The sequence below is a fragment of the Sphingomonas hankookensis genome, from assembly GCF_001619955.1.
In the GTDB taxonomy this organism is placed as follows: domain Bacteria; phylum Pseudomonadota; class Alphaproteobacteria; order Sphingomonadales; family Sphingomonadaceae; genus Sphingomonas; species Sphingomonas hankookensis_A.
In genome coordinates, this window is sequence record NZ_LQQO01000004.1 from 1 (window position 1) to 21499 (window position 21499).

The window sequence follows — 21499 nt, forward strand, 5'->3', positions numbered from 1 at the left end:
AAGCTCGAAGCTGCTCGAACCGAACGGGGTGGGGGAGGGTAGTTCGTTCTACGACGTTTTAGACGACGTCCGTCTCACCAAAACCGTCATCCCGGCGCAGGCCGGGATCCATGGACGCGGCACCGTCGCGGTTCCATCGCCAGCACCCGACACAATGGCTCCCTACCGTGTCGGATGCCGCGAGCCCTCTCAAAGCACCTCGAACAACCCCGCGGCGCCCATGCCGCCGCCGACGCACATCGTAATGACGACATATTTCACGCCACGCCGCTTGCCTTCGATCAGCGCATGGCCGGTCATCCGCGCGCCCGACATGCCATACGGATGGCCAATCGCAATCGCGCCGCCATTGACGTTCAGCCGGTCGTTGGGAATGCCCAGCACGTCCTGGCAATGCAGCACCTGCACCGCGAACGCCTCGTTCAGCTCCCACAGCCCGATATCGTCCGTTTTCAGCCCGAAGCGTTCGAGCAGCTTCGGCACCGCATAGACCGGGCCGATCCCCATCTCGTCCGGCTTGGTGCCCGCCACCGCCATCCCGACATAGCGGCCGAGCGGCTGCAGCCCGCGGGCCGCCGCCACCGATTCCTCCATCACCACGCAGGCCGACGATCCGTCCGACAACTGGCTGGCATTGCCGGCGGTGATGACCGCCTGTTCGCCCAGCACGGGCTTGAGCGCCTGCAGCCCCTCGATCGTCGTATCTGCGCGGTTGCCCTCGTCCTTGGTCAGCGTGACTTCATGGCTCGACACTTCCTTCGTCGCCTTGTCGACGACGTTCATCGTGGCGGTCACGGGAATGAGTTCGGCGTCGAACAGGCCCGCCGTCTGCGCGGCGGCGGTGCGCTGCTGCGATTGGAGCGCATAGGCGTCCTGCCGCTCGCGCGAGATGCCGTAACGCGCAGCCACGATCTCGGCGGTCTGGAGCATCGGCATGTAGATATCGCCATGCATCGCGAGCAGTTCGGGGTCGGGTGCAAGGCGCATCTGCGGCGTCTGCACCAGGCTGATCGATTCGACGCCGCCCGCGACGCAGATATCCATCCGGTCGTGCACGATCTGCTTGGCGGCGGTGGCGATCGCCATCAGGCCGCTGGCGCATTGCCGGTCGATCGACATGCCCGAAACGCTGATCGGCAGGCCGGCGCGCAGCGCGGCGTTGCGGGCGATATTGTTTGCCTGATGCCCCTGCTGCATCGCCGCGCCCAACAGCACGTCGTCGACCTCCGCCCCGTCGATCCCGGCGCGCTCGACCGCAGCTCGGATCGAATGGGCGGCCAGCGTCGGCGCGGGCAGGTTGTTGAAAGCCCCGCGATAGGCGCGGCCGATGGGCGTGCGGGCGGTCGATACGATGACGGCAGAGCGCATGGAATTTCCTCGGGTGTTCAGGTGAAATACTGGCTGATCCATTCGGCGATCAGCGCGGGGGAGTCGGCGCCGTCGACCTCGACGGCATATTCGCTGGTCCGCTGCCATTGGCCGGGGTGTTTCTGCTCCAGCGCCAGCAGCGTGAAACGGCCGCGGATGCGGGAGCCGGACCGGACGGGCGCCAGAAAGCGGGTGCGGTTGCCGCCATAATTGACTTCCATCCGCACGCCGGCGATCCGGGGCAGATCGGTCGCCTCCGCCAGTCTCGGCATGAGCGACAGCAGCAGGAACCCATGGGCGATGGTTCCGCCGAACGGAGTCGCGGCGGCGGCCTGCGGGTCGACATGGATGAATTGCCGGTCGCCGGTCGCATCGGCAAAGGCATCGATCATCGCCTGATCGACGACGATCCATTCGGACCGCCATGTTGCGCCGACCTGCGCCGCCAGTTCCTCTGCCGCAATTTCGGCCATTGCGATCCTCTCCCGCACGTTAGGGCGATCATAGCGTCGGCCGGCGCCGCTGCAAGCGTCGACGCACCGAATTTTCCGAAAGGGCAAATGCGCTATGACGGGAGGGCAGACCCGATGTTCGAAAAACGCTACGGATGTGCCGGGCTGGGATCGACGATCGTGCCGTCCGCGCGGGCATTCAGATTGACCTGGGTCGGATAGGCGATCTCGATCCCCTCGGCGGCGAAGCGGCGCAGGATCGCGATGCCGACCGCCGTCCGCCCGTCGTAAAACGCTGCATAATCGGCGCCGGCCGAATCGAAGAGCAGCTCGAAATCGATGCTCGACGCGCCGAAGCCGATCAGCCCGCAACGGACGAACACGCGCTCCTCCGCCTCCACCACCTCGCGCAGCATCGCCGGGATGCGCGCGCAGGTCTCGGCATCGGTCTGATAGGTGACGCCGATCACGAACGACGCCCGGCGATGGGCGCGGCGGGTGTTGTTGGTGATTTCCTTGTCGAGCAGGTTCTTGTTGGAAATGATCCGCTCTTCGCCGGTGACCGAACGGATGCGGGTGGATTTCAGCCCGATCTCGGCGATCGACCCGTCGGTCTGGTCGTAATGGACATTGTCGCCGCGCCGAAACGGCTTGTCGAAGATGATCGACAGCGCGGCGAACAGGTCGGCGAAGATGCCCTGCGCCGCCAGACCGATGGCGATGCCGCCGACGCCGAGGCCGGCGACCAAACCCGTGACGTTCACCCCCAGATTGTCGAGCACGACGATCAGCGCGATGGCGAACAGCGCGAAGGTGACCAGCAACCGGATCAGCCCCATCGCCGATGCCAGCGCCTCGCCATGATAATGGTCGCTCGCCGTCCGCCGCTCGACCGCACCCAATATGACCTCGCGCGCCCAGATCGCGGCCTGGAACACGGCGGCGACGGTGAACAGGAACTCGATCGTCGCGGTGACCATCGGCGGCGCGCTGGCATAGCCGTCGACCAGCTTGGCGGCCAGCATCACCATGAAGAACAGCCCGGTCCGCCCGATCGCGCGGCCTGCGACGCTGCCCCATCCGGTGCGGTCCTCACCCGCCAGCTTCATGCCCCAGCGGCGGACCAGCAGCAGGACGATGACGATCAGCGCACCGGCGCCCAGCGCCACCAGCACCTGCAGCCAGTTGTCCGAAATCCACCGGGCACTGTCCTGCAGCAACAGCCGGGCCTGTGCCTGGGCCTGATCGGCGTTGAAGCTCTTCTCGACGGTCGCGGCCGGCGACGTGGTATTGGTACTCATGCGGTTCCTTCAAGCGGCGACGGCGACGCGGTCCTGCGCTTCGAGCAGCGCGATCAGCCCGCGTTCGTGGCGGCTGAGATGTTTCGCGGCCCGTGGCAGGCGCAGGGTCTCGCGAAACGCGCTCTGCCCGTCCTTGACCAGATCGATCAGCAGCGGGTGGACATAGGATTTGCGGGCGATGGCCGGCGTATTGCCCAGCGCATCGACCACCGGGCCCAGCATCGTCTTCAGGCTGATATCCTGATCGGCATCGGCGAGCGTCGCGAACGCCAGCACGCTCGCACCCCACGTCCGGAAATGCTTGGCGGTGAAGTCATCGCCCATCGCCGCGCGGATATAGGCGTTGACGTCGCTCGACGTGACCGGATGCGTCTCCCCCTCGGCATCGACCCAGCGGAACAGGTGCTGTCCCGGCAGGTCCTGGCACTTGCGCACGAAACTGGCGAGCGAGCGGTCGGTGATCGTCAGCACCCGCATCTTGCCCGACTTGGCGCGATATTGGAGCTTCAGCCTGGTCCCGCTCAGCTTCGCATGCCGCTTGCGCAGCGTCGTCGCGCCGAAGCTCTTGTTCACCCGCGCATAGCCTTCGTTGCCGACGCGCACCCGCCCGAGATCGAGCAGCCGCACCACCGCCGCCACCGCCCGGTCGCGTGACAGCGCGCGCTTGGCAAGGTCCCGCTCCACCTGCGCGCGCAGCTTCGGCAGCTTGTGCCCGAACGACGCGCAGCGATCATATTTGGCGCTCTCCTGCGCCGCGCGGAAATCGGCGTGATAGCGATATTGCTTGCGACCCTTCTCGTCCCAGCCGATCGCCTGGATATGACCGGTGGGATCGGGGCAGAACCATGCGTCGCGATAGGCGGGGGGCAGGCCGATGGCGTTCAGCCGGTCGATCTCGTTCCGATCGGTGATCCGGTCGCCGTCCGGGTCGTAATAGCCCCAGCCGCGCGTCAGCTTCTTGCGGGTGATGCCCGGCGCCTCGCAATCGGAAAAGACGCAGCCGGCGGGGCAGGGGAGGTCGTCGTCTTCGGCTGGTTCCATCGGGCTGTCCCTGCGAATATCCCGATCAATGTTCGGCTCGTCGCTTCGTTCCGGCATCCGCCGCGTGGGCGGGAACCGACGCGGAGTCAGCCGGTTGGGGGCGGACCACCCTGCACAGGAGACTTCCCATGGCCGACCTCGCCAATGCCCGCGTGCTGATCCTCGCCACCGACGGGTTCGAGGAATCCGAACTGTTCGACCCGCGTCAGGCGCTGCTGGACGCAGGCGCGAACGTGACGCTCGCCTCGATCAAGACCGATCCGATCCAGGGCGTCGTCAACGACAGCGAAAAGGCGCGGACGATCACCCCCGACCTGACGCTCGACGCGGTGGATACCGAGGAATTCGACATGCTGCTGCTGCCCGGCGGCGTCGGCAATCCCGACAAGCTGCGCATGCAGGAACGCGCGGTCGAGATCGTCAGCGAATTCATGGACGACGACAAGATCGTCGCCGCCATCTGCCATGCGCCGTGGCTGCTGGTGGAGGCCGACGTGGTCGACGGCCGCCGCGTGACCAGCTGGCCATCGGTCCGCACCGACCTCGAAAATGCCGGTGCCGAGGTGGTCGACGAACAGGTCGTGATCGACGGCAACCTGATCACCAGCCGCAAGCCCGACGACATTCCCGCCTTTTCGAAGGCGGTGATCGAGGCACTGCAAAGCGAACTGGCCGAGGCGTGAGGCGAGGAGGCGGGTGGTGATCCTCACCATCCGCCCCAAACGTCACCCCGGGCTTGACCCGGGGTCCCGCTTCTTCTTCCTCTACGCGCGGCAAAGAAAGCGGGACCCCGGATCAAGTCCGGGGTGACGTAAGCGGAAACGCTAAGCCACCGCCAGCCGCCGCCGATCCCCGACCCGGTTCAACCAGTTCTGCGCCGGCCGCTCTACGCCGCGATACAGCACTTCCGACGACGCGATCACCGCCACGATATACAGCGCCAGCACCCATAGCGGCGCGTCGGTCGCATCCTCGACCAGCACCAGCTTGAACACGAACCACAGCAGGAAATGGCCGAGATAGGTCGCATAGCTGATCTCGCCCAGCCGGTAGATCGGCCACCATTCCAGCGGGTTGCCGCGCCGGTTCGACGTGATCCCCGCCGCCAGCAACAGGCACGCGAGTGCGGCGGGCAGCGAATGCGCCTCCGACAGCAGCTTCGTCCCCCACGCCGCCGCCAGCCCCAGCGCGAGGATGCCCGCCGATACCGCGACAAGGTCACGCCCCTGCCAGCGCAGCCACAAAGCGCCGATCGCGGTCCCGGCGGCAAACTGGATCACGCAGCGCGCCACGGCAAAGCGTTGCAACTCGCTGCCCAAGCCGTCCTGCCCGCATAGCGGCAGCAGCCCGAACAACAGCAATGCGACGAAGGCGACCAGCACCACGCTCGGCACGCGGCGCCAGTCGACCGCCACCGCCAGCAGCGGAAACAACAGATAGGCGGCGGATTCGGCCGAGATCGACCAGGCCGGATCGTTCCATTTCAGCGGATCGACGAACCCCCAGCTTTGCAGCAGCACGACATGCAGCGGCAGTTCGGCAAAGGGAAAGCGATCGATATTGCGCCCGGTCGCCGCCAGCACGACGGCCAGCGCGACCGCACAGGCCAGCACGAACAGGTGCAGCGGCCAGATCCGTGCCATCCGCTTCCACAGGAACCGCCCGGCAACCGGCAGCCCGCCTTCGCCGAACCGCCGCCCCCACGACAGCCAGATGACGAAGCCCGACAGCAGGAAGAAGAAATCGACCGCCAGATAGCCCTTGGCGATGGCGGATTCGATCGCCGGATGCATTTCCGCCATCGATCCGCGCAAGTGGAACAGCACGACCCACCATGCGGCAAGGCCGCGCGCGCCGGTCAGCGCCTTCAATTCGTTCATGCGGCTACCGCCCCCTTCTTGCGCCGCTGGATCGGCGTCCAAGCCTGTTCGCTACGTTTGCGCGCGAGATAGGTGTCGAGGCCGATCTGCGCGCCGATCAGCATGAAGACGAACGGCTGGAAGGCGATGGCGACGAAATTCGCGCCGAACAGATACACGATATGCCCGTTCTGCAGTGCGGCGGCCAGTGGCACGACCCACGCCTCGTCCTCACCCGCCTTGGCATAGCGCCGCCTGAGCACCTCCATCCGGAACAGCCCGCCCAGATTGATCGCCAGCCAGATCAGCAGCCCCGGATAGCCCTGTTCGCCCAGCATCTCGAAATAGGCCGAGTGATAGGCGCGCCCGGCATCGACCTCCAGGCTGCGTTCGACCGTCCGGTTCGCGCCCTCGCCGACCACCGCGACCTTTTCATAACGGATGCGGTTCTGGAGATAGGCGACGAAGCCCCCGCCGAACGGGTTCTGCTTCACATAGTCGAGCGTCCACATCCACACCGCCAGCCGGGTCGATGCCGATGCGTCGGCCTGATAGGTGCCGATCGTCTCCATCCGCTGCGTGAAGGCCGACGGCAGGAACGGCACCGCCATCAACCCCGCCGCGCCCGCCATCGCCAGATAGGTCAGCCGCCGCTTCACGTCGCGCAGCATCAGTACGCCGAGCAGCCCGATGCACAGCAGCCCGGTCCGCGTCGACGTGCCGACCGGGATCAGCAGGCAGGAGAAGACGAGGGCATAGCAGAATGCGCGCACCCGCCAATCGGGTGCGAACACCGTGCCGAAGCGGCTGAACCACAGGATCAGCGGGATGATCGCGATCGCCACGGTCGAAATGGTCGACCCCTCGTACAGGCCGGCATTGTTCGACACCATCAGGTTCAATTCGCCATAGCCGCCGCCCGACCCCAGCGTCTTGATCCCGCCGACGATGATGATCGACGCGGCCGACAGCACCATGAACAGCAGCAGCGATTCGATGCGCAATTTGGTCCGAAGTGTCAGCGGCAGGAAGATGGCGAAGGCCAGCGCCTTCCACACCCATTCCCATTTGAACTGCGCCTCGACCGGGAAGTCGGCGGTCTTGGTCGTCCACAGGCAATAGAGCAGGAGCGCGAGCATCAGGAATTGGCGCGGCGCCATCCGCGTGTCGCGCTTGTCGTCGACCACCGCCCAGGCGAGCACGGCAAGGCCGCAGGCGATCAGCGAGATCGGCACCGAGTTGAGCAGCAGATAGGTCAGCCGCTGCGGCGAGACGATGTCGATATAGACATAGGTCAGCACGAACACGAACGGCTTGCGAAACCCCGCCGCGAACAACAATCCCAGGAATGCGACGAAGACGAGATCACGCACCGAAGCGGTCCCGGCCCTTGCGCGGGGCGTCGTCGCGCACGCGTTCCTCGTCGAGGTCCGGCCGCCGCAACAACCGCCACGCCGCGATCAGCATCAGCAGGTGGGTCAGCCCCAGCGAGAAATTGTCGATCATCGGCGAGGGGCCCCTAACGTCACCCGCAGCGATAGCGGACACGGGTTGATGCGACGTTAAGCGATCGGCAGGGCAGGGGCCAAGGGGAGTGGTCCCGTCGCTGCTCACCGCCAACGTCGCTCGCCGCCAACGTCATCCCAGCGAAGGCTGGGATCTCCCCGTAAGGGAACGCGCTCCTCGCCGCGGAATGCCCCAGCCTTCGCTGGGGCGACGTTTACTCCGAACCAACCTACCCCCGAACGATCCGCAAATACGCATCCAGCACCGACTGGTTCGCGCTGTCCCAGCGATACCCCTTGGCCGCGTCATGCCCCGCCAACCCCATGCGCCAGCGCAGGTCGGCATCCTCGCACAGCCGTGCAATCGCATCGGCATAGGCGGGAATGTCGCGAGGCGGGACGAGGAACCCGGTCGTCCGGTCCTCGACCATGCCGACCGCGCCGGTCGCGCGTGCCGCCACCACCGGTACGCCCGCCGCCATCGCCTCCAGCGTGACGTTGCCGAACGTCTCGGTGATCGACGGGTTGAAGAACACGTCCATCGACGCGACCGCCCGGCCAAGATCGTCGCCCGCCTGGAACCCGGCGAACACGGCATGCGGTACCCGCTCGGCGAACCAGTCGCGCGCGGGCCCTTCGCCGATCACGAGGATGCGATGCTTGACCCCGCGCCGCTGCAATTCGGTGGCGACCTCCGAAAAGACGTCCAGCCCCTTTTCCAGCACCAGCCGCCCGAGAAAGCTGACCGCGACCTCGTCGTCGCCGATCCCCAGCGACCGCCGCCAGTCGAGATCGCGCATGCCGGGACTGAAGCGCTGATGATCCACCCCGCGCGACCAGATGCCGATCGGCGAGGTCACGCCCCATTCGCGCAGCAAATCGGCCATGCCGCGCCCGGGCACCATCACTTGATCGGCGCGATTATAGAATCGCTTCGACAGCGCGACCGCCAGCGGCTCCAGAAAGCCGATGCCATAATATTGCGGGTAGGTTTCGAACCGCGTGTGCAGCGAGGCGAGCGTCGCGATCCCGTTGTCGCGCCCCCAGCTGAGTGCCCGGTGGCCGAGGATATCGGGGGCGGAGACATGGACGATATTCGGCGCGAACGCCGTCAGATCGGCGCGCGTCTTCGCGGTCAGCCCCCGCGCCAGCTTATATTCGCCGCGCCCGCCGGGCATGCCATAGGCTGGCACGCTGACCAGATCGCCGGTCGGCGGAAAGGCCGGCTTGTCGGTCGTCGGCGAATAGACGCGCAGCGTCACGCCATGGTCGAGCAGGTGGCGCGCCAGCCGGTTGAGCGCCTGGTTCGCGCCATCGCGGACATAATTATAGTTTCCGCTGAACATCGCGACGCGGAGCTGGGAAGGCTTCATCCGCGTGCCCATAGCGCCGGAACGCCGCGTACGCCACCGGAACGCTTGGGCGCTCCAACGGGTTGACCCGCCCGACAAAAGGAGCGGACAGCATGAGCGAGAGCTACAAGAAGGGCCAGAAGGTCAAATGGTCGTGGGGCAACGGCACGGCGGAGGGCAAGGTCGAGGAACGCTTCGAACGCCGCGTCCAGCGCACGATCAAGGGCAGCAAGATCACCAAGAACGGCACCAAGGACAATCCCGCCTATCTGATCGAGCAGGACGACGGGACCAAGGTCCTGAAACGCGGCAGCGAACTGGACTGATATTCCCCTTTCGTTCCGCATCTGCTAACGCCGCGGCATGGCCAAACCCCAAAAGCGCTATGTCTGCCAGCAATGCGGATCGGTATCCTCGAAATGGGCGGGGCAATGCGCCGATTGCGGCGACTGGAATACGCTGGTCGAGGATGCCGGCGCGGTCGTCACCCCCTTTTCGGCGCGGCATAACCTGCAGAGCGGTGGGCGGCCGATCCTGTTGTCGGGGCTCGACACCGACATCGCGCTGCCCGACCGTCTGAAGACCGAGATCGCCGAACTCGATCGGGCGCTGGGCGGCGGCTTCGTCGAGGGATCGGCGACGCTGATCGGCGGCGATCCCGGCATCGGCAAGTCGACCCTGCTGCTACAGGCCGCCGCGAAGCTGGCACTGGCGGGCAAGAGCGTCGCCTATGTCTCGGGCGAAGAGGCCGCCGATCAGGTGCGTCTCCGCGCCCGCCGCCTGGGGCTGGGCAATGCCCCGGTGCAGCTCGCCGCCGCGACTTCGGTCCGTGACATCCTGACCACGTTCGGCGGATCGGCCGCGCCCGACCTGCTCATCATCGATTCGATCCAGACGATGCACAGCGACCTGATCGAAGGGGCGCCCGGCACCGTCAGCCAGGTCCGCGCCTCGTCGGGCGAACTGATCCGCTTCGCCAAGGAACGCGGCACCGCCGTCGTGCTGGTCGGCCATGTCACCAAGGACGGGTCGATCGCCGGTCCCCGCGTGCTCGAACATATGGTCGACACGGTGCTGGCGTTCGAGGGCGAGCGCAGCCACCAGTACCGCATCCTGCGCGCGGTCAAGAACCGCTTCGGCGGCACCGACGAGATCGGCGTCTTCGCGATGGAAAGCGAAGGATTGTCCGAAGTATCAAACCCTTCGTCGCTATTCCTGACAAGCCGTGACGAGAATGTCACCGGCACCGTCGTCTTCCCCGCGCTGGAGGGGACCCGCCCGGTACTGGTGGAGGTACAGGCGCTGACCGTGCGCTTGGCGTCCGGAGCGACCCCGCGCCGGGCCGTCGTCGGCTGGGACTCCGGCCGCCTCGCGATGATCCTCGCCGTGCTGGAGGCACGCTGCGGCCTCGCCTTCGCCACGGCCGAAGTCTATCTCAACATCGCCGGCGGCTACCGCGTGACCGACCCCGCCGCCGACCTCGCTGTCGCGGCCGCTTTGGTCTCGGCGCTGTCCGAACGCCCGGTACCGTCCGACGCGATCGTCTTCGGCGAGATCGCGCTGTCGGGCGAGGTCCGCCCCGTCGCGCACGGCGCATTGCGGCTGAAGGAGGCGGGCAAGCTCGGCTTTGCGCGCGCACTGGCCCCGGCGGCGCAGGCGGAGGGCGGCGCGGTGAAACTGTCCGGGTTCAAGGATTTGCCGCGGTTCGTGGATTATATGCTGGGACGCTAAAATCCTTCCCGGCACGGAGCGTCAGGTCGGCCATGCTCTGCATGACCGAGGATCGTCCGGAGGACGATCCGACCTGACGCTGGGGACCAGCCGCAGGCTGGTGGAGGGGGATCGCCCCGCAACGCTACCGGCCCGTATTCGGCCAACCCCTCCACCATCGCCTTCGGCGACGGTCCCCCTCCCCGTACCGGGGAGGATCTGCGTATGACTCCCCGTCACCCCGGACTTGATCCGGGGTCCCGCTTCTTCTTCTCGGCGCCTTGGGAAAGCGGGACCCCGGATCAAGTACGGGGTGACGACGAATTGGTTGAGCCATCCGCTCCCCCGCACCCCCCGCTCGACAATCTCCCCGCCGCCCGGCATAGCCTCTTCCATGGGCCTGACCTCGCTCGACATCGCCGTCCTCCTCACCGTCGGCGGCGCGGCGGTGCTGGGATTCATGCGCGGCTTCGTCACCGAAGTCCTCTCGCTCGGCGCCTGGGCGCTGGTCGTGCTGTTGCTCAAGCTGTTCCACACGCCGGTCGCCGCCGCGCTGGTCGGACCCACCGGCACGGCGGGCGGCGCGGCGACGCTGGCCTTCGCGTTGATCGCGGGCATCGGCTATTTCGCCGGCCGGCTGGTCGCCAACGGCATCGGCGCGCGGACCCGCGCGTCGGTCCTCGGCCCGGTCGACCGTGCCCTCGGCTTCGGCTTCGGCGCCTTGAAGGGCCTGATCCTCGTCAGCCTCGCCTTTCTCCTCCTGCTGCTGGCGGCCGACTTCATCGGCGGCGGCCCGACGCGCCGCCCGCTCTGGATCAAGAACGCGCGCACCTATCCGCTGCTCAACGCCACCAGCGCCAGCGTCGTCGACTTTATCGAACGCCGCCGCCGGGGCGAACCGGTGTTTGGCGAATAGAAAAAGCCGGCTTCGACTCGCCAGCGTCACGAACCCGCCCTACATCGGTCGCGTGACCGCACCGCTCTACAACACCGAAATCCTCCGCCTCGCCGCCGAAACCGCGCAGGCCGTCCGCCTTCCCGAACCCCATGCTTCGGTAGAGAAACGCTCGCCGATCTGTGGCAGCCGGGTGACGGTCGACATCGCGTTGGGCGAGGACGGCCACGTCGCCGCTATCGGCATGCTGGTCCGCGCCTGCGCGCTGGGGCAGGCATCCTCGGCGTTGCTCGCCCGCGCGGTCGTCGGCAAGACGCCGGCCGAGCTCGCCGCCGCCAGCGATACGCTCACCGCCTGGCTGGCCGGGGAGGGCGATGCCCCCGACTGGCCCGGCCTGACGCTGTTCGAACCGGCGCGCCCGCACAGCGCGCGCCACGCCTCGATCCGCCTCGCCTTCGAAGCCGCCGCCGAAGCCGCGGCACAGGCCGCCGGTCAGCGGGCCGCCGCCTGATGGAACACGGCACCGCGTCGCTGCTCCATGATTTCGCGCCGCTGCTGGGCGCGGCGCTGGTCTTCGTGCTGATCTTCCGCAAGCTGGGGCTGGGTGCCACGCTCGGCTATCTCGTTGCCGGGTCGGTCGTCGGACCGCAGGTGCTGGGACTGGTCGGCAATGCCGAATCCAAACTCGCCATCGCCGAACTCGGCATCACGCTGCTGCTGTTCCTTGTCGGGCTCGAACTGTCGCCATCGCGCCTGTGGCAGATGAAGCGCGATATTTTTGGCCTGGGCCTGTTGCAGGTGGCGCTCTGCGGCATCGCCATCACCGGCGTCGTCTGGCTCGCCACCCATTTCAGCTGGGCCGCCGCCATCGCGCTCGGCCTGCCGTTGGCGCTGTCCTCGACCGCGCAGGTGCTGCCGATGCTGCAATCGGCCGGTCGCATGAAGACCCCGTTCGGCGAACGCGCCTTTGCGATCCTGCTGTTTCAGGATCTGTCGATCGTCCCGCTCATCACCATCGTCGCCGCCCTGTCGCGCAACCCGGCCGATGCCGCCGGACCGCCGGGGTGGCAGCTGGCGCTGTGGACCGTCGGTGCGGTGGTCGGGCTGATCCTCGCCGGCCGCTTCCTGCTGCGCCCGCTGTTCCGCCTGATCGGCAATATGGGCGAGCGCGAGATGTTCGTGTTCGCCGGGCTGTTCACCGTCATCGCCAGCGCGGCGGTGATGCAGGCGCTCGGCCTGTCGACCGCTCTGGGCGCGTTCATCGCCGGCGTGATGCTGGCCGACAGCCCGTATCGCCACGAGCTGGAGGCGGACGTCGAACCGTTCCGCTCGATCCTGCTCGGTCTGTTCTTCCTCGCGGTCGGCATGATGCTCGATCTGGGGGCGATCGTCGAACGGCCGGTGTTCGTCGTCGGCATGGCGCTGGCGCTGATCGCGACCAAGGGGGTGGTGATCTTCGGTCTCGGCCGGCTGTTCGGCATGCCATGGCGCAGCGCGCTGGCGCTGGGGCTGTTGCTCAGCCAGGGCGGCGAATTCGGCTTCGTCCTGTTCGCGCAGGCGCAGAATGCGCTGCTGATCGCGCCCGAGGCGGCGAGCGTCTTCGGCGCGATCGTCACCCTGTCGATGGCGACCACTCCGTTCCTGATGATGGCGACCCGCAAGTTCCGCGCCGAGCCGGAAAAAAAGGACGGCAAGACCCCCGAAGGCCCGCGCCACGACGGCGCCAGCGCGGTCGTCGTCGGCTATGGCCGCTTCGGCCAGACCGTCGCGCAGATGCTGCTGGCGCAGGGGATCAGCGTCACGGTCATCGACACCGATGTGGAGATGATCGAGATCGCGGGCGGCTTCGGGATGAAGGTCTATTATGGCGACGGCACGCGCATCGACATGTTGCGCCTCGCCGGGGCGGCCGATGCCGAACTGCTGCTGTTCTGCACCGATGGCGATCCGTTCGATGCGGAGATGATCGGTGCGATCCACCACGCCTTTCCGGGGCCGGGCATCTTCGTGCGCGCCTTTGACCGGCGGTCGGTGGTGAAGCTGGCCAATGCCCCGGTCGAGGGCGTGTTTCGCGAAGTGCTCGACTCCGCCGTCACCATGGCACGCGCCGCCATGGCCAGCGTCGGCGTCGACGATGGCGAGATCGACCGGACCGAAGACCTGTATCGCAAGGCCGACGCCAAGCGGTTGCTGCAACAGTCCGAAACCGGCGACCTGCGACAGGGACGCGACATGATCTTCACCCACGCCCGCGTCAGCGCGGCGTCGGGCACGGTGCCGGACGACGCGGGGTGAAGGGGTGGTGTGGACAGCCGTGACAGCGCATCTGCGGTACGCCATGAGTGACAGTCACGCCGCGACGATCGTCTTCAAGGACACCATCCCAGCGAAGGCAGGGCATTCCCGGTAACGTCCCGCCCGCCCCGCCTCCAACGTCACCCCCGGACTTGATCCGGGGTCCCGCTTCTTCTGCCAGGTCGGTGAGAAAGCGGGACCCCGGATCAAGTCCGGGGTGACGAAGACAGGGACGGACACAAGCCTCCCGCCGACGACCTGAAATCGCAAGCGAACCAGCGCAAACCCCGATAGATACATTCCCGTCACGCCGCCGAACCACGGAGCCAACCCGATGAACCTGCTTCTCCTCGCCGCCGCGCTGTCCGGCGCCATGGCGGTCGCTGCCGGCGCGTTCGGCGCGCATGGCGCCTCCGGCCCGGCGGCCGAGTGGCTCAAGACCGGTGGCCAGTATCAGCTCGCCCACGCCATCGCCACGCTGGTCGCACTGAACCTCGGCGCGCGGGGGCCGGGCTGGCTGTTCGTGGCCGGCGGGTTGCTGTTCGGCGGTTCGCTCTACGCGATGGCACTGGGCGGTCCGCGCGGGGTGCTGGGGCCGATCACCCCGCTCGGCGGTCTCGCGATGATTATCGGCTGGCTGTGGCTCGGCTGGATCGCACTCCGCCGTTGATCCCATCGTCACCCCGGACTTGATCCGGGGTCCCGCTTCTTCCTTCTACTCCGCGTCGACAGCCCGAACCGCTTTCCTACAGCGCCCAACCGCCATAGCCGGCCACCGCTCTTTCGCCCGTAAACCGCCTCAATCGACCGCGATGGTATAGGTGTGGAACTGCGCATCGCGTTCCCATCCGGTGCGGACGTACAGCGCGTGCGCCGCGCTGTTGTCGACCGCCGTCGACAGCGTCATCCGCGCCGCGCCGACCGATCGCGCATGGTCCCGCGCCGCCTCCAGCAACGCCTCACCGACGCCCTGGCACCGTGCCTCCGGCGCCACGAACAGGTCGTTCAGGATCAGCGTCATCCGCATCCGCACCGACGAAAAGCACGGATAAAGTTGCGTGAAGCCCGCACCGTCCCCCGCCAGCAGGATCACCGATTCCTCCCGCGCGATCCGCTCGGCCAGGAACGCGCGGGCGCCGGCCAGGTCACTGTCCTGCCCATAGAATTGGCGATAGGCATCGAACAACGGAACGATCCGGTCGAGATGCTGCAATGTCGCACGGCAAATCTGCACCATGGCTTTCCTCGCGCATCGGGACGACGGTGCCAACTTCCGCGCGTCCGTGACAACCATTCACCTTTGACGAATCATGCGATTGCAAATGCTTGGCCGCCGACCGCCGCCAAACATCCTACGCCTGCAACATGAACCTAGCGCAAACTTCGTAAACTTCCGCGCTATTGTCCGAAACGAACCTTGCCCGCTTGGGCCACCGCTTCGCGCGCCGCCGCCAGCAGCGCGCCTGCCTTCGCCTCGCACTCGCGTTGTTCATAGGCGGGGTCGCTGTCGGCGACGATGCCCGCGCCCGACTGGACGTGCATCATCCCGTCCTTGACCACCGCGGTCCGCAGCACGATGCACGAATCCATCGACCCGTCCGGGCTGAAATAGCCGACGCCGCCGGCATAGGCCCCGCGCCGTTCGCGCTCCAGCTCGGCGATGACCTGGCACGCCCGTACCTTCGGCGCGCCCGACACGGTGCCGGCCGGGAAACCGGCGAACAACGCGTCCAGCGCATCGGCGTCCGACCGCAGCGTGCCGACGACATTGGACACGATGTGCATGACATGGCTGTACAATTCGACCGTATAGCTATCGGTCACCCGGACGCTGCCGCTCGACGCGACCCGACCGACATCGTTACGGCCCAGGTCGAGCAGCATCAGATGCTCGGCCCGTTCCTTGGGATCGGCGAGCAGGCTGGTCCGGTTCGCCTCGTCCTCCGCCGCCGTGGCACCCCGCGGGCGGGTACCGGCGATCGGCCGGATCGTGACCTCGCCATCGCGCAGCCGCACCAGGATTTCCGGGCTGGACCCGGTCAGCGCAAAGCCCGGCAGGTCGAGATGATAGAGGAATGGCGACGGGTTGATCCGCCGCAGCGCCCGGTACAGCTCGAACGGCTCCAGCGGAAAGGGCGTGGTGAAACGCTGCGCCAGCACGACCTGAAAGATATCGCCCGCCGCGATATATTCCTTCGCCGCCGCGACCATCTCGCCATAGCGGCCGGCGGGCAGGGTGGGGGCCAGCGCCAGTTCGGGCACCTCGGTCAGCCGCGCCGGCACGGGCAGGGCGGCGGCATCCAGCGCCGCCGCCGTCGCCTCGATCCGCTCCGCCGCCGCTTCGACACTGGCACCGGGCCACACCGGCGCGACGACGAACAGCGTGTCCGACAGCCGGTCGAACACCAGCAGCACGGTCGGCCGGACGAACATCATGTCGGGCAGGTGCAGCGCGTCCTCCGCCGCCTGCGGCAGCGTTTCGACTAGCCCGACCGTCTCGTAACCGAAATAGCCGACCAGGCACGCCAGTGCGCGGGGCAGGGCGGCCGGAACGTCCATCCGGCACTGCCCGACCAGCGTCCGCAGGGCGGCGAGCGTCGGTTCGCCGCACGGCGCGAAGGCCTCGCGATCGGTCAGCCAGTCGGCGTTGATCGCCGCGCCATGCCCCTGCGCCCGGAACACCAGGTCGGGGGCCAGCCCCAACAGGCTGTAGCGACCGCGCACCGACCCGCCCTCGACCGATTCGAGCAGGAAGTCGCCCCGCCCCGGCTGGATCAGCTTGAGCGCGGCGGCGACCGGCGTTTCGGTATCCGCGACCCGCGTGGTCCACAGCAGCGCCGGCCGTCCCTCGGCCAGCGCGGCGCGGGCGGCGTCTACCCCCTCGATCCCGTTCATTGCGCGGGCGCGGGGGTGGCTCCGCCGACCAGTTCGTTACGGACGCGGTTGATGGTCTGCTCGTTGCGCTTCACGCCGACCTGCCGGCGCACCGCCTCGACGAACTGCTCGGCATATTCGTTGCCGCTCAACTGGCCCAGTTCGCGTCCGACGCCGGTGATCGCCGCCTTGTCGTTGGTCGCGTCGCCACGCTGGATGCCGTCAAGATAGACGATCAGCCAGCCTTCGCCATTGGGTGCAGCGGTCAGCCGGGCTTTCTTGGGCGCCATCGAGAACATCAGCTGCAGTGCGGCGGGAACCTGCGGCCCCATCTGCGACAGCTGCGCGCGCGAGGCATTGACCGGGCGCGGCGCGGGCAGGCGCGTGCCCGACTGGGCGACGGCGGTGCCGAGCGGCATCCCGCCATTGACCTTGGTCAGGATCTGCTGGGCGACCGCACGGGCGGCCTTCAACGCCTGATCCTGCTTGTACTGGCCGATGACCTGCTCACGAATCTCGCCCAGTGGACGCGGCGCGGCGCGGGTTACGTCGCCGGTCGATACCAGTGCGAAGGTGCCGTCGGCCGCGGTCTGCACGATCTGCGGCGCGTCGCCCGACTCCGCGGCAAAGCCCGCTTCGATGATCGGCGCCAGCGCCGGATCGGGCTGCGCCGGCTTCAACGGATCGACGCCCTGCGCGGTGACCGGGGCGGTCGCCTGCGCCGACAGGTTGGCGTCCTTGACGATCTCGTCGAACGTCGCGCCATCGGTGATGCCGCCGTCGATCTTCTCCTGGATCGCGCCCAGCGCGGTCGCGCCCTTGGTCTTGGTCAGTTCGGCGACCAGTTCGGGGCGGGCCTTTTCGAGCGTCTTGCCGGGAACCTGCGTCACTGCATCGACCTTCAACACGACGAAGCCGAGCGGCGACTGCACCGGGCCGACCACCGCCCCCTGCTGCGCGCCGAACGCGGCTTCGGCGACGGCGGGCGAGGTCTTGGCGGCGAGCTGCCCCTTGGTCTGTCCGGCAAAGTTCGTGGCTTCGAGGCCGATCGCGCTGGCGGCGGCGTTCAGCGCCTGCCCACCGCGTACCGCCTGCGCCAGCTTGGTCGCAGCTGCCTGATCGGCGACGACGACCTGCGACACGCTGCGGGTCTGCGATGCGGCGAAGCGTGCGGCGTTGGCGCGATAGGCGGCCTGCACCTCGGCATCGGTCGGCGTCGCCTGTGCGGTCACGCTGGCCGGGGTGACGATCGCGTAACGGATCACGCGACGCTCCGGGATCATGTAGCGCGCGCGGTTGGCGGTGTAATAGGCCTGCAACTGCTGGTCGGTCGGTGCGGCCGGGGCGGGGAAGGCGGCGGTCGGCACGATCGCGACCTGTCCGCTGCGCGCTTCCTTGGCGAGCGACGCATAGGGCAGCGCCAGCTGCTGCGGCATGTAGCTCGCCTGCAGCGTGCGGGCGAGCATCAGGCGGGTGAGCGTCGCGCGGCGGATATCGTCGCGCAACTGCTGCGGCGTGATGCGCGCACGGGCCAACGCCTGTTCAAAGGTGCGCTGGTCGAACTTGCCGTCCAGCCCCTGGAACGCCGGCAGGCTGGCGATCTGGCCGTCGACATAGCGGTCGGACACTACCAGCCCGTGGTCCTGCGCGAACTGGCGCAGCGCCGCGTCGGAAATGGCGCGGTTGAGCGACCCTTCGAACCCGCCGCTTGCGATATAGCGCGCGGTATCCAGTCCGGGCTGGCGTTGCGCCGCCTGCTGCACGTCGCCCCGGATGCGCTCGGTCAGCGCGGTGTCGGTGATCGTGTCGTCACCCACGGTAGCGACGGTCGCACCGCTGCCGCCCAGCGATGACGGGCGCAGACCGTTTAGGTCGGCCATGGCGAAGCCGATGGCGATGACCGCCAGCAACAGCAGGCCGACAAAGATGCCGACCTTCGACTTGGTCATGCGCCTGAAGAAACCGAGCATCCGTGCAACCGATCGAAAGGAATGAAAGGATGCCGCTTTAGAAGGCGGTCGCGCCCGCTTCAAGGTTGCGCGCATCGCCACATGCGCTATCGGCTGTAGAACATGTAAAACGCTCGGGGAGCCATGGGTATGAGTCGTCGCAAGCTGGTGGCAGGGAACTGGAAGATGCACGGGCTTCGCGGGCAGCTGGCTGAGATCGCCAAGATCGATGCCGCCGCTGCCGCTGCACCGGGCGTCGACGTTGCGCTGTGCGTGCCCGCCACGCTGGTGCATCCCGCCTCGGAGATCGCCAGGTCGGTGCAGATCGGCGGGCAGGACGTCCATGCCAACGACCGTGGCGCGCACACTGGCTGCGTGTCGGCGGAGATGCTGGTGGAAGCGGGTGCGACGATCGTGATCGTCGGCCATAGCGAACGCCGCGCCGACCAGAACGAGACGAGCCACGACGCATGGGCCAAGGCCGCGGCCGCCCGTCGCCACGGGCTTAACGTCATCCTGTGCTGCGGCGAGACCGAGGCCGAGCGTGATGCCGGGCGTGCCGAACGCGTCGTGCAGGCGCAGATCGAGAAATCGGTGCCGGAAGGGGCCAGCGGCGACTGGTTCACGCTTGCCTATGAACCACGCTGGGCGATCGGGACCGGGCGGACTCCGTCGCCCGACGAGATCGCGCAGGTCCACGCCATCGCCCGCGCCAAGCTGCGCCAGATGGTCGGCGACGCCGCCGATGGTATCCGCATCCTCTATGGCGGGTCGGTGACCGGCGCCAACGCCGCCGCGATCCTGTCGATCGACGATGTCGATGGCGCGCTGGTCGGAGGGGCAAGCCTGACTGCCGACAAATTCGTGCCGATCATCGAGGCGGCAGCCAGCCTGTAAGGGGGAGCGCTGGCGCGGGTGGAACGGTCCGCGTCAGTGTCGGTTCATCCCGGACATGCTATACCGTGCATATTGCTGTAGCCGGGATGACGATCATGCGTGTTTTCAAGCTGTTGTTGATTGCCCTGATCACCGCCAGCGCGGTCCCGTTGGCGGCCCGCGACCGAGACAATGTCGCCGGAGAAGCGGCGCTGTCGCGCATTACCGAGCGTCGCGACGCGGGCCGGCCGGTCGACTGCATCAACCTGCGCGATATCCGCTCCAGCGAGATCGTGCCGAATACCGCCATCGTCTATCGCATGAACAACGGCACGCTGTTCGTGAACCGGCCGTCGGGGAGCGGTATCCTCGACCGCGACGACATCCTCGTCACGCGGACGATCGGGACGCAGCTGTGTCGGATCGATATCGTCAACCTGGTCGACCGCAATTCGCGGATGATGAGCGGTTCGATCTCGCTCGGTGATTTCGTCCCCTATTCGCGATTGCCGAAACGCAGCTGATCCCCTTGCGTCCGGCTTCCGCTTCGCCCATATGGCGCGCGGGAGTCGGGCGGACGATGCCGTCGCCAACCCGGTCAGGTCCGGAAGGAAGCAGCCGCAACGATTTCGCAGCGGGTCGTCCGGCTCCCACCTTTATCGCGGCGCGGCAAGGTCCAGCGCGCGGTTCATCAGCCCGGTGAATTTCAACGTATCGACATCGCGCGCGGGATCGTTGATCCCGGCCGTCAGCGCATACCATGCACCATTACCGGCCTGCAGCAGGAAGGTCATGGTCAGCACGCCAGGTTCCGAACCGCCCTTGTACCCGACATAGCGCCAATGCTTCGTCGCATCGGGCAAGCCGGGATTTTTCGACAATATGGCGCGAAGCTCCGCTCCGGCCGTTCCGTCCATATGCCGCCGCAGCCAGTCCATCGCGCGGATCAGGTCGTTGGGGCTGGCGAACCATTCCAGTTCGACGATGCGCAGCGGCTTTCCGTTCTGGAACAGGTCGCGCGGAATGGCGGCAATCGGCGTGTCGCGCACCGGCCCATCGAGAAACGCCCGCCGCGCCTTCGCATCCATCGCCAGATAGCGCGTGCCCAGCGCGCCACCGTCCACGCCTTTCAGCTTGAAGACCTCCAGTGCGCCAAGAAAGGGCACATTGCGCACGCCGCCATCGGTAAAGCCGACGACCGGCAACATCGCCTCCACCTTTGCCCGGCCAAGGTGGAACAGCAGGATGTCGGTCGCGCTGTTGTCGCTGACCGAAATCATCCGTTCCGCGAGTTCCCGCAGCGCGATCTGCGTGCCCTTTGGCTGCTGCGCATAGCCGCCGCCGGGCAGCGCCGACCCGTCGAGCGTGACGACGTCGCTCCATTTGCGCTCGCCTGCCTCGATCGAGCGGACCAGTTCGGCGAGGATCACCAGCTTGAACGCCGATCCGATCGCGATGGGGGTAGTAGCGTTGCGGGCCTTTTCCAGACGCGGCGACCCGTCGCCCAGCCGGGCGAGTGCGAACACGCTCGTGCCATTCTGGGCGGCCAGCTGTTCCACCACCGCGTCCAGCGTCTGCGCCGCCGGACCGCGCGGTTCGGCGCCCTTCGCCAGCAGGCCGATGATCTGATGACTGCCACCTGGATCGAGCGTCAGGTCCGCGTTCAGGGTACCGCCGTCATAGGCGATGCGGATCTGTGCCGCCCATGGGCCGGTCGCCTCGATCGCCGCCACACCGGTCGGCTTGCCGAGCGCCTGCTGCAACTGTGCGGCGATCGCGTCGAACCGCGCGCGGGGTACGGCGGTGCGGAACGACGGCGCAAAGGTCGCATCATAGTCGCCGGTGCCCCCCAGCAGCGCGACGACCTCGCGAGCGCGGCTCTCGATCGTCGCGGCGGCCGGCTGCGCCTGCGCCGACGGCGACATGATCGCGGCCAGCATCATCATGGGCACCATCGCATCTTCCCCCAAAACCCCTGTTCGTCAGGAGGTTGCGGCATCGAGGAAGAGGCGTCAATCGATG

21 protein-coding genes and 1 other RNA gene are annotated in these 21499 nt (G+C 67.4%); 10 read left to right on the plus strand and 12 right to left on the minus strand.

What is annotated here, in order from left to right; all coding sequences use genetic code 11:
- Positions 1-189 precede the first annotated feature (189 nt).
- From AVT10_RS03970 to AVT10_RS03985, 4 genes are all read right to left on the minus strand, one after another.
- Positions 190-1368, minus strand: coding sequence for an acetyl-CoA C-acyltransferase (locus AVT10_RS03970; protein ID WP_066688612.1), 1179 nt, complete (start codon positions 1366-1368; stop codon positions 190-192).
- A gap of 17 nt (positions 1369-1385) precedes the next feature.
- Entirely contained in the window at positions 1386-1841 is a 456-nt protein-coding gene (locus AVT10_RS03975) for a MaoC family dehydratase (protein ID WP_066688614.1), read from the minus strand.
- A 128-nt stretch (positions 1842-1969) separates the two neighbouring features.
- A complete protein-coding gene (locus AVT10_RS03980; RefSeq protein ID WP_066688615.1) occupies positions 1970-3121 on the minus strand; it encodes a mechanosensitive ion channel family protein in 1152 nt (383 codons plus the stop codon).
- Between the two features lie 9 nt (positions 3122-3130).
- A complete protein-coding gene (locus tag AVT10_RS03985; RefSeq protein WP_066688616.1) occupies positions 3131-4162 on the minus strand; it encodes a DNA topoisomerase IB in 1032 nt (343 codons plus the stop codon).
- Positions 4163-4290: 128 nt separating this feature from the next.
- On the opposite strand from AVT10_RS03985, the gene AVT10_RS03990 reads away from it, so the two are divergent.
- Positions 4291-4845, plus strand: a complete 555-nt coding sequence (locus AVT10_RS03990; protein ID WP_066688617.1) for a type 1 glutamine amidotransferase domain-containing protein — start codon at positions 4291-4293, stop codon at positions 4843-4845.
- 141 nt (positions 4846-4986) lie between these two features.
- On the opposite strand, the gene AVT10_RS03995 is transcribed toward AVT10_RS03990, so the two are convergent.
- The 4 genes from AVT10_RS03995 to AVT10_RS04005 form a co-directional block, all read right to left on the minus strand.
- Entirely contained in the window at positions 4987-6042 is a 1056-nt protein-coding gene (locus AVT10_RS03995; RefSeq protein WP_066688622.1) for an acyltransferase family protein, read from the minus strand.
- Complete coding sequence (locus AVT10_RS04000; RefSeq protein ID WP_066688624.1) at positions 6039-7394, minus strand: DUF5935 domain-containing protein; 1356 nt, start codon at positions 7392-7394, stop codon at positions 6039-6041. The genes AVT10_RS03995 and AVT10_RS04000 overlap by 4 nt, the downstream gene beginning before the upstream one ends.
- Entirely contained in the window at positions 7387-7527 is a 141-nt protein-coding gene (locus tag AVT10_RS18485) for a hypothetical protein (RefSeq protein WP_164523846.1), read from the minus strand. The genes AVT10_RS04000 and AVT10_RS18485 overlap by 8 nt, the downstream gene beginning before the upstream one ends.
- Before the next feature lie 229 nt (positions 7528-7756).
- On the minus strand, positions 7757-8899 hold the full coding sequence (locus AVT10_RS04005; RefSeq protein WP_066688683.1) for a glycosyltransferase family 4 protein: 1143 nt from the start codon (positions 8897-8899) through the stop codon (positions 7757-7759).
- Positions 8900-8991: 92 nt separating this feature from the next.
- On the opposite strand from AVT10_RS04005, the gene AVT10_RS04010 reads away from it, so the two are divergent.
- The 6 genes from AVT10_RS04010 (at position 8992) to AVT10_RS04040 (ending at position 14448) form a co-directional block, all read left to right on the plus strand.
- Positions 8992-9204, plus strand: a complete 213-nt coding sequence (locus AVT10_RS04010) for a DUF2945 domain-containing protein (protein WP_066688626.1) — start codon at positions 8992-8994, stop codon at positions 9202-9204.
- Between the two features lie 37 nt (positions 9205-9241).
- Entirely contained in the window at positions 9242-10609 is a 1368-nt protein-coding gene (gene radA, locus AVT10_RS04015) for a DNA repair protein RadA (RefSeq protein WP_066688628.1), read from the plus strand.
- A gap of 373 nt (positions 10610-10982) precedes the next feature.
- The gene (locus tag AVT10_RS04020) at positions 10983-11504 is read left to right on the plus strand and encodes a CvpA family protein (RefSeq protein ID WP_066688629.1); all 522 of its coding nucleotides are present in this window, start codon (positions 10983-10985) and stop codon (positions 11502-11504) included.
- A 52-nt stretch (positions 11505-11556) separates the two neighbouring features.
- Positions 11557-11994, plus strand: coding sequence for an iron-sulfur cluster assembly scaffold protein (locus tag AVT10_RS04025; protein WP_066688630.1), 438 nt, complete (start codon positions 11557-11559; stop codon positions 11992-11994).
- On the plus strand, positions 11994-13778 hold the full coding sequence (locus AVT10_RS04030; protein ID WP_066688631.1) for a cation:proton antiporter domain-containing protein: 1785 nt from the start codon (positions 11994-11996) through the stop codon (positions 13776-13778). The genes AVT10_RS04025 and AVT10_RS04030 overlap by 1 nt, the downstream gene beginning before the upstream one ends.
- Positions 13779-14112: 334 nt before the next feature.
- Positions 14113-14448 (plus strand): DUF423 domain-containing protein, encoded by a 336-nt coding sequence (locus AVT10_RS04040; RefSeq protein WP_066688633.1) that lies wholly within the window; start codon positions 14113-14115, stop codon positions 14446-14448.
- Positions 14449-14577: 129 nt separating this feature from the next.
- On the opposite strand, the gene AVT10_RS04045 is transcribed toward AVT10_RS04040, so the two are convergent.
- The 3 genes from AVT10_RS04045 to AVT10_RS04055 all read right to left on the minus strand — a co-directional run bounded on the left by AVT10_RS04045 (position 14578) and on the right by AVT10_RS04055 (position 18697).
- Entirely contained in the window at positions 14578-15015 is a 438-nt protein-coding gene (locus AVT10_RS04045; RefSeq protein WP_066688634.1) for a GNAT family N-acetyltransferase, read from the minus strand.
- A 161-nt stretch (positions 15016-15176) separates the two neighbouring features.
- Positions 15177-16673: an anthranilate synthase component I gene (trpE, locus tag AVT10_RS04050; protein WP_066688635.1), complete on the minus strand. Its 1497-nt coding sequence runs from the start codon at positions 16671-16673 to the stop codon at positions 15177-15179.
- A complete protein-coding gene (locus AVT10_RS04055) occupies positions 16670-18697 on the minus strand; it encodes a peptidylprolyl isomerase (protein WP_084401323.1) in 2028 nt (675 codons plus the stop codon). Before AVT10_RS04055 ends, trpE begins: the two co-directional genes overlap by 4 nt.
- A gap of 54 nt (positions 18698-18751) precedes the next feature.
- Between AVT10_RS04055 and tpiA the strand changes: the two genes are divergently transcribed.
- From tpiA to ffs, 3 genes are all read left to right on the plus strand, one after another.
- Entirely contained in the window at positions 18752-19498 is a 747-nt protein-coding gene (gene tpiA, locus AVT10_RS04060; RefSeq protein ID WP_066688639.1) for a triose-phosphate isomerase, read from the plus strand.
- A gap of 95 nt (positions 19499-19593) precedes the next feature.
- On the plus strand, positions 19594-20001 hold the full coding sequence (locus AVT10_RS04065; protein WP_066688685.1) for a hypothetical protein: 408 nt from the start codon (positions 19594-19596) through the stop codon (positions 19999-20001).
- A 37-nt stretch (positions 20002-20038) separates the two neighbouring features.
- An RNA gene (ffs, locus tag AVT10_RS04070) (signal recognition particle sRNA small type) lies at positions 20039-20135 on the plus strand.
- On the opposite strand, the gene AVT10_RS04075 is transcribed toward ffs, so the two are convergent.
- Complete coding sequence (locus AVT10_RS04075; RefSeq protein WP_066688687.1) at positions 20134-21432, minus strand: serine hydrolase; 1299 nt, start codon at positions 21430-21432, stop codon at positions 20134-20136. The two genes, ffs and AVT10_RS04075, sit on opposite strands and share 2 nt — an antisense overlap.
- Positions 21433-21499 lie beyond the last annotated feature (67 nt).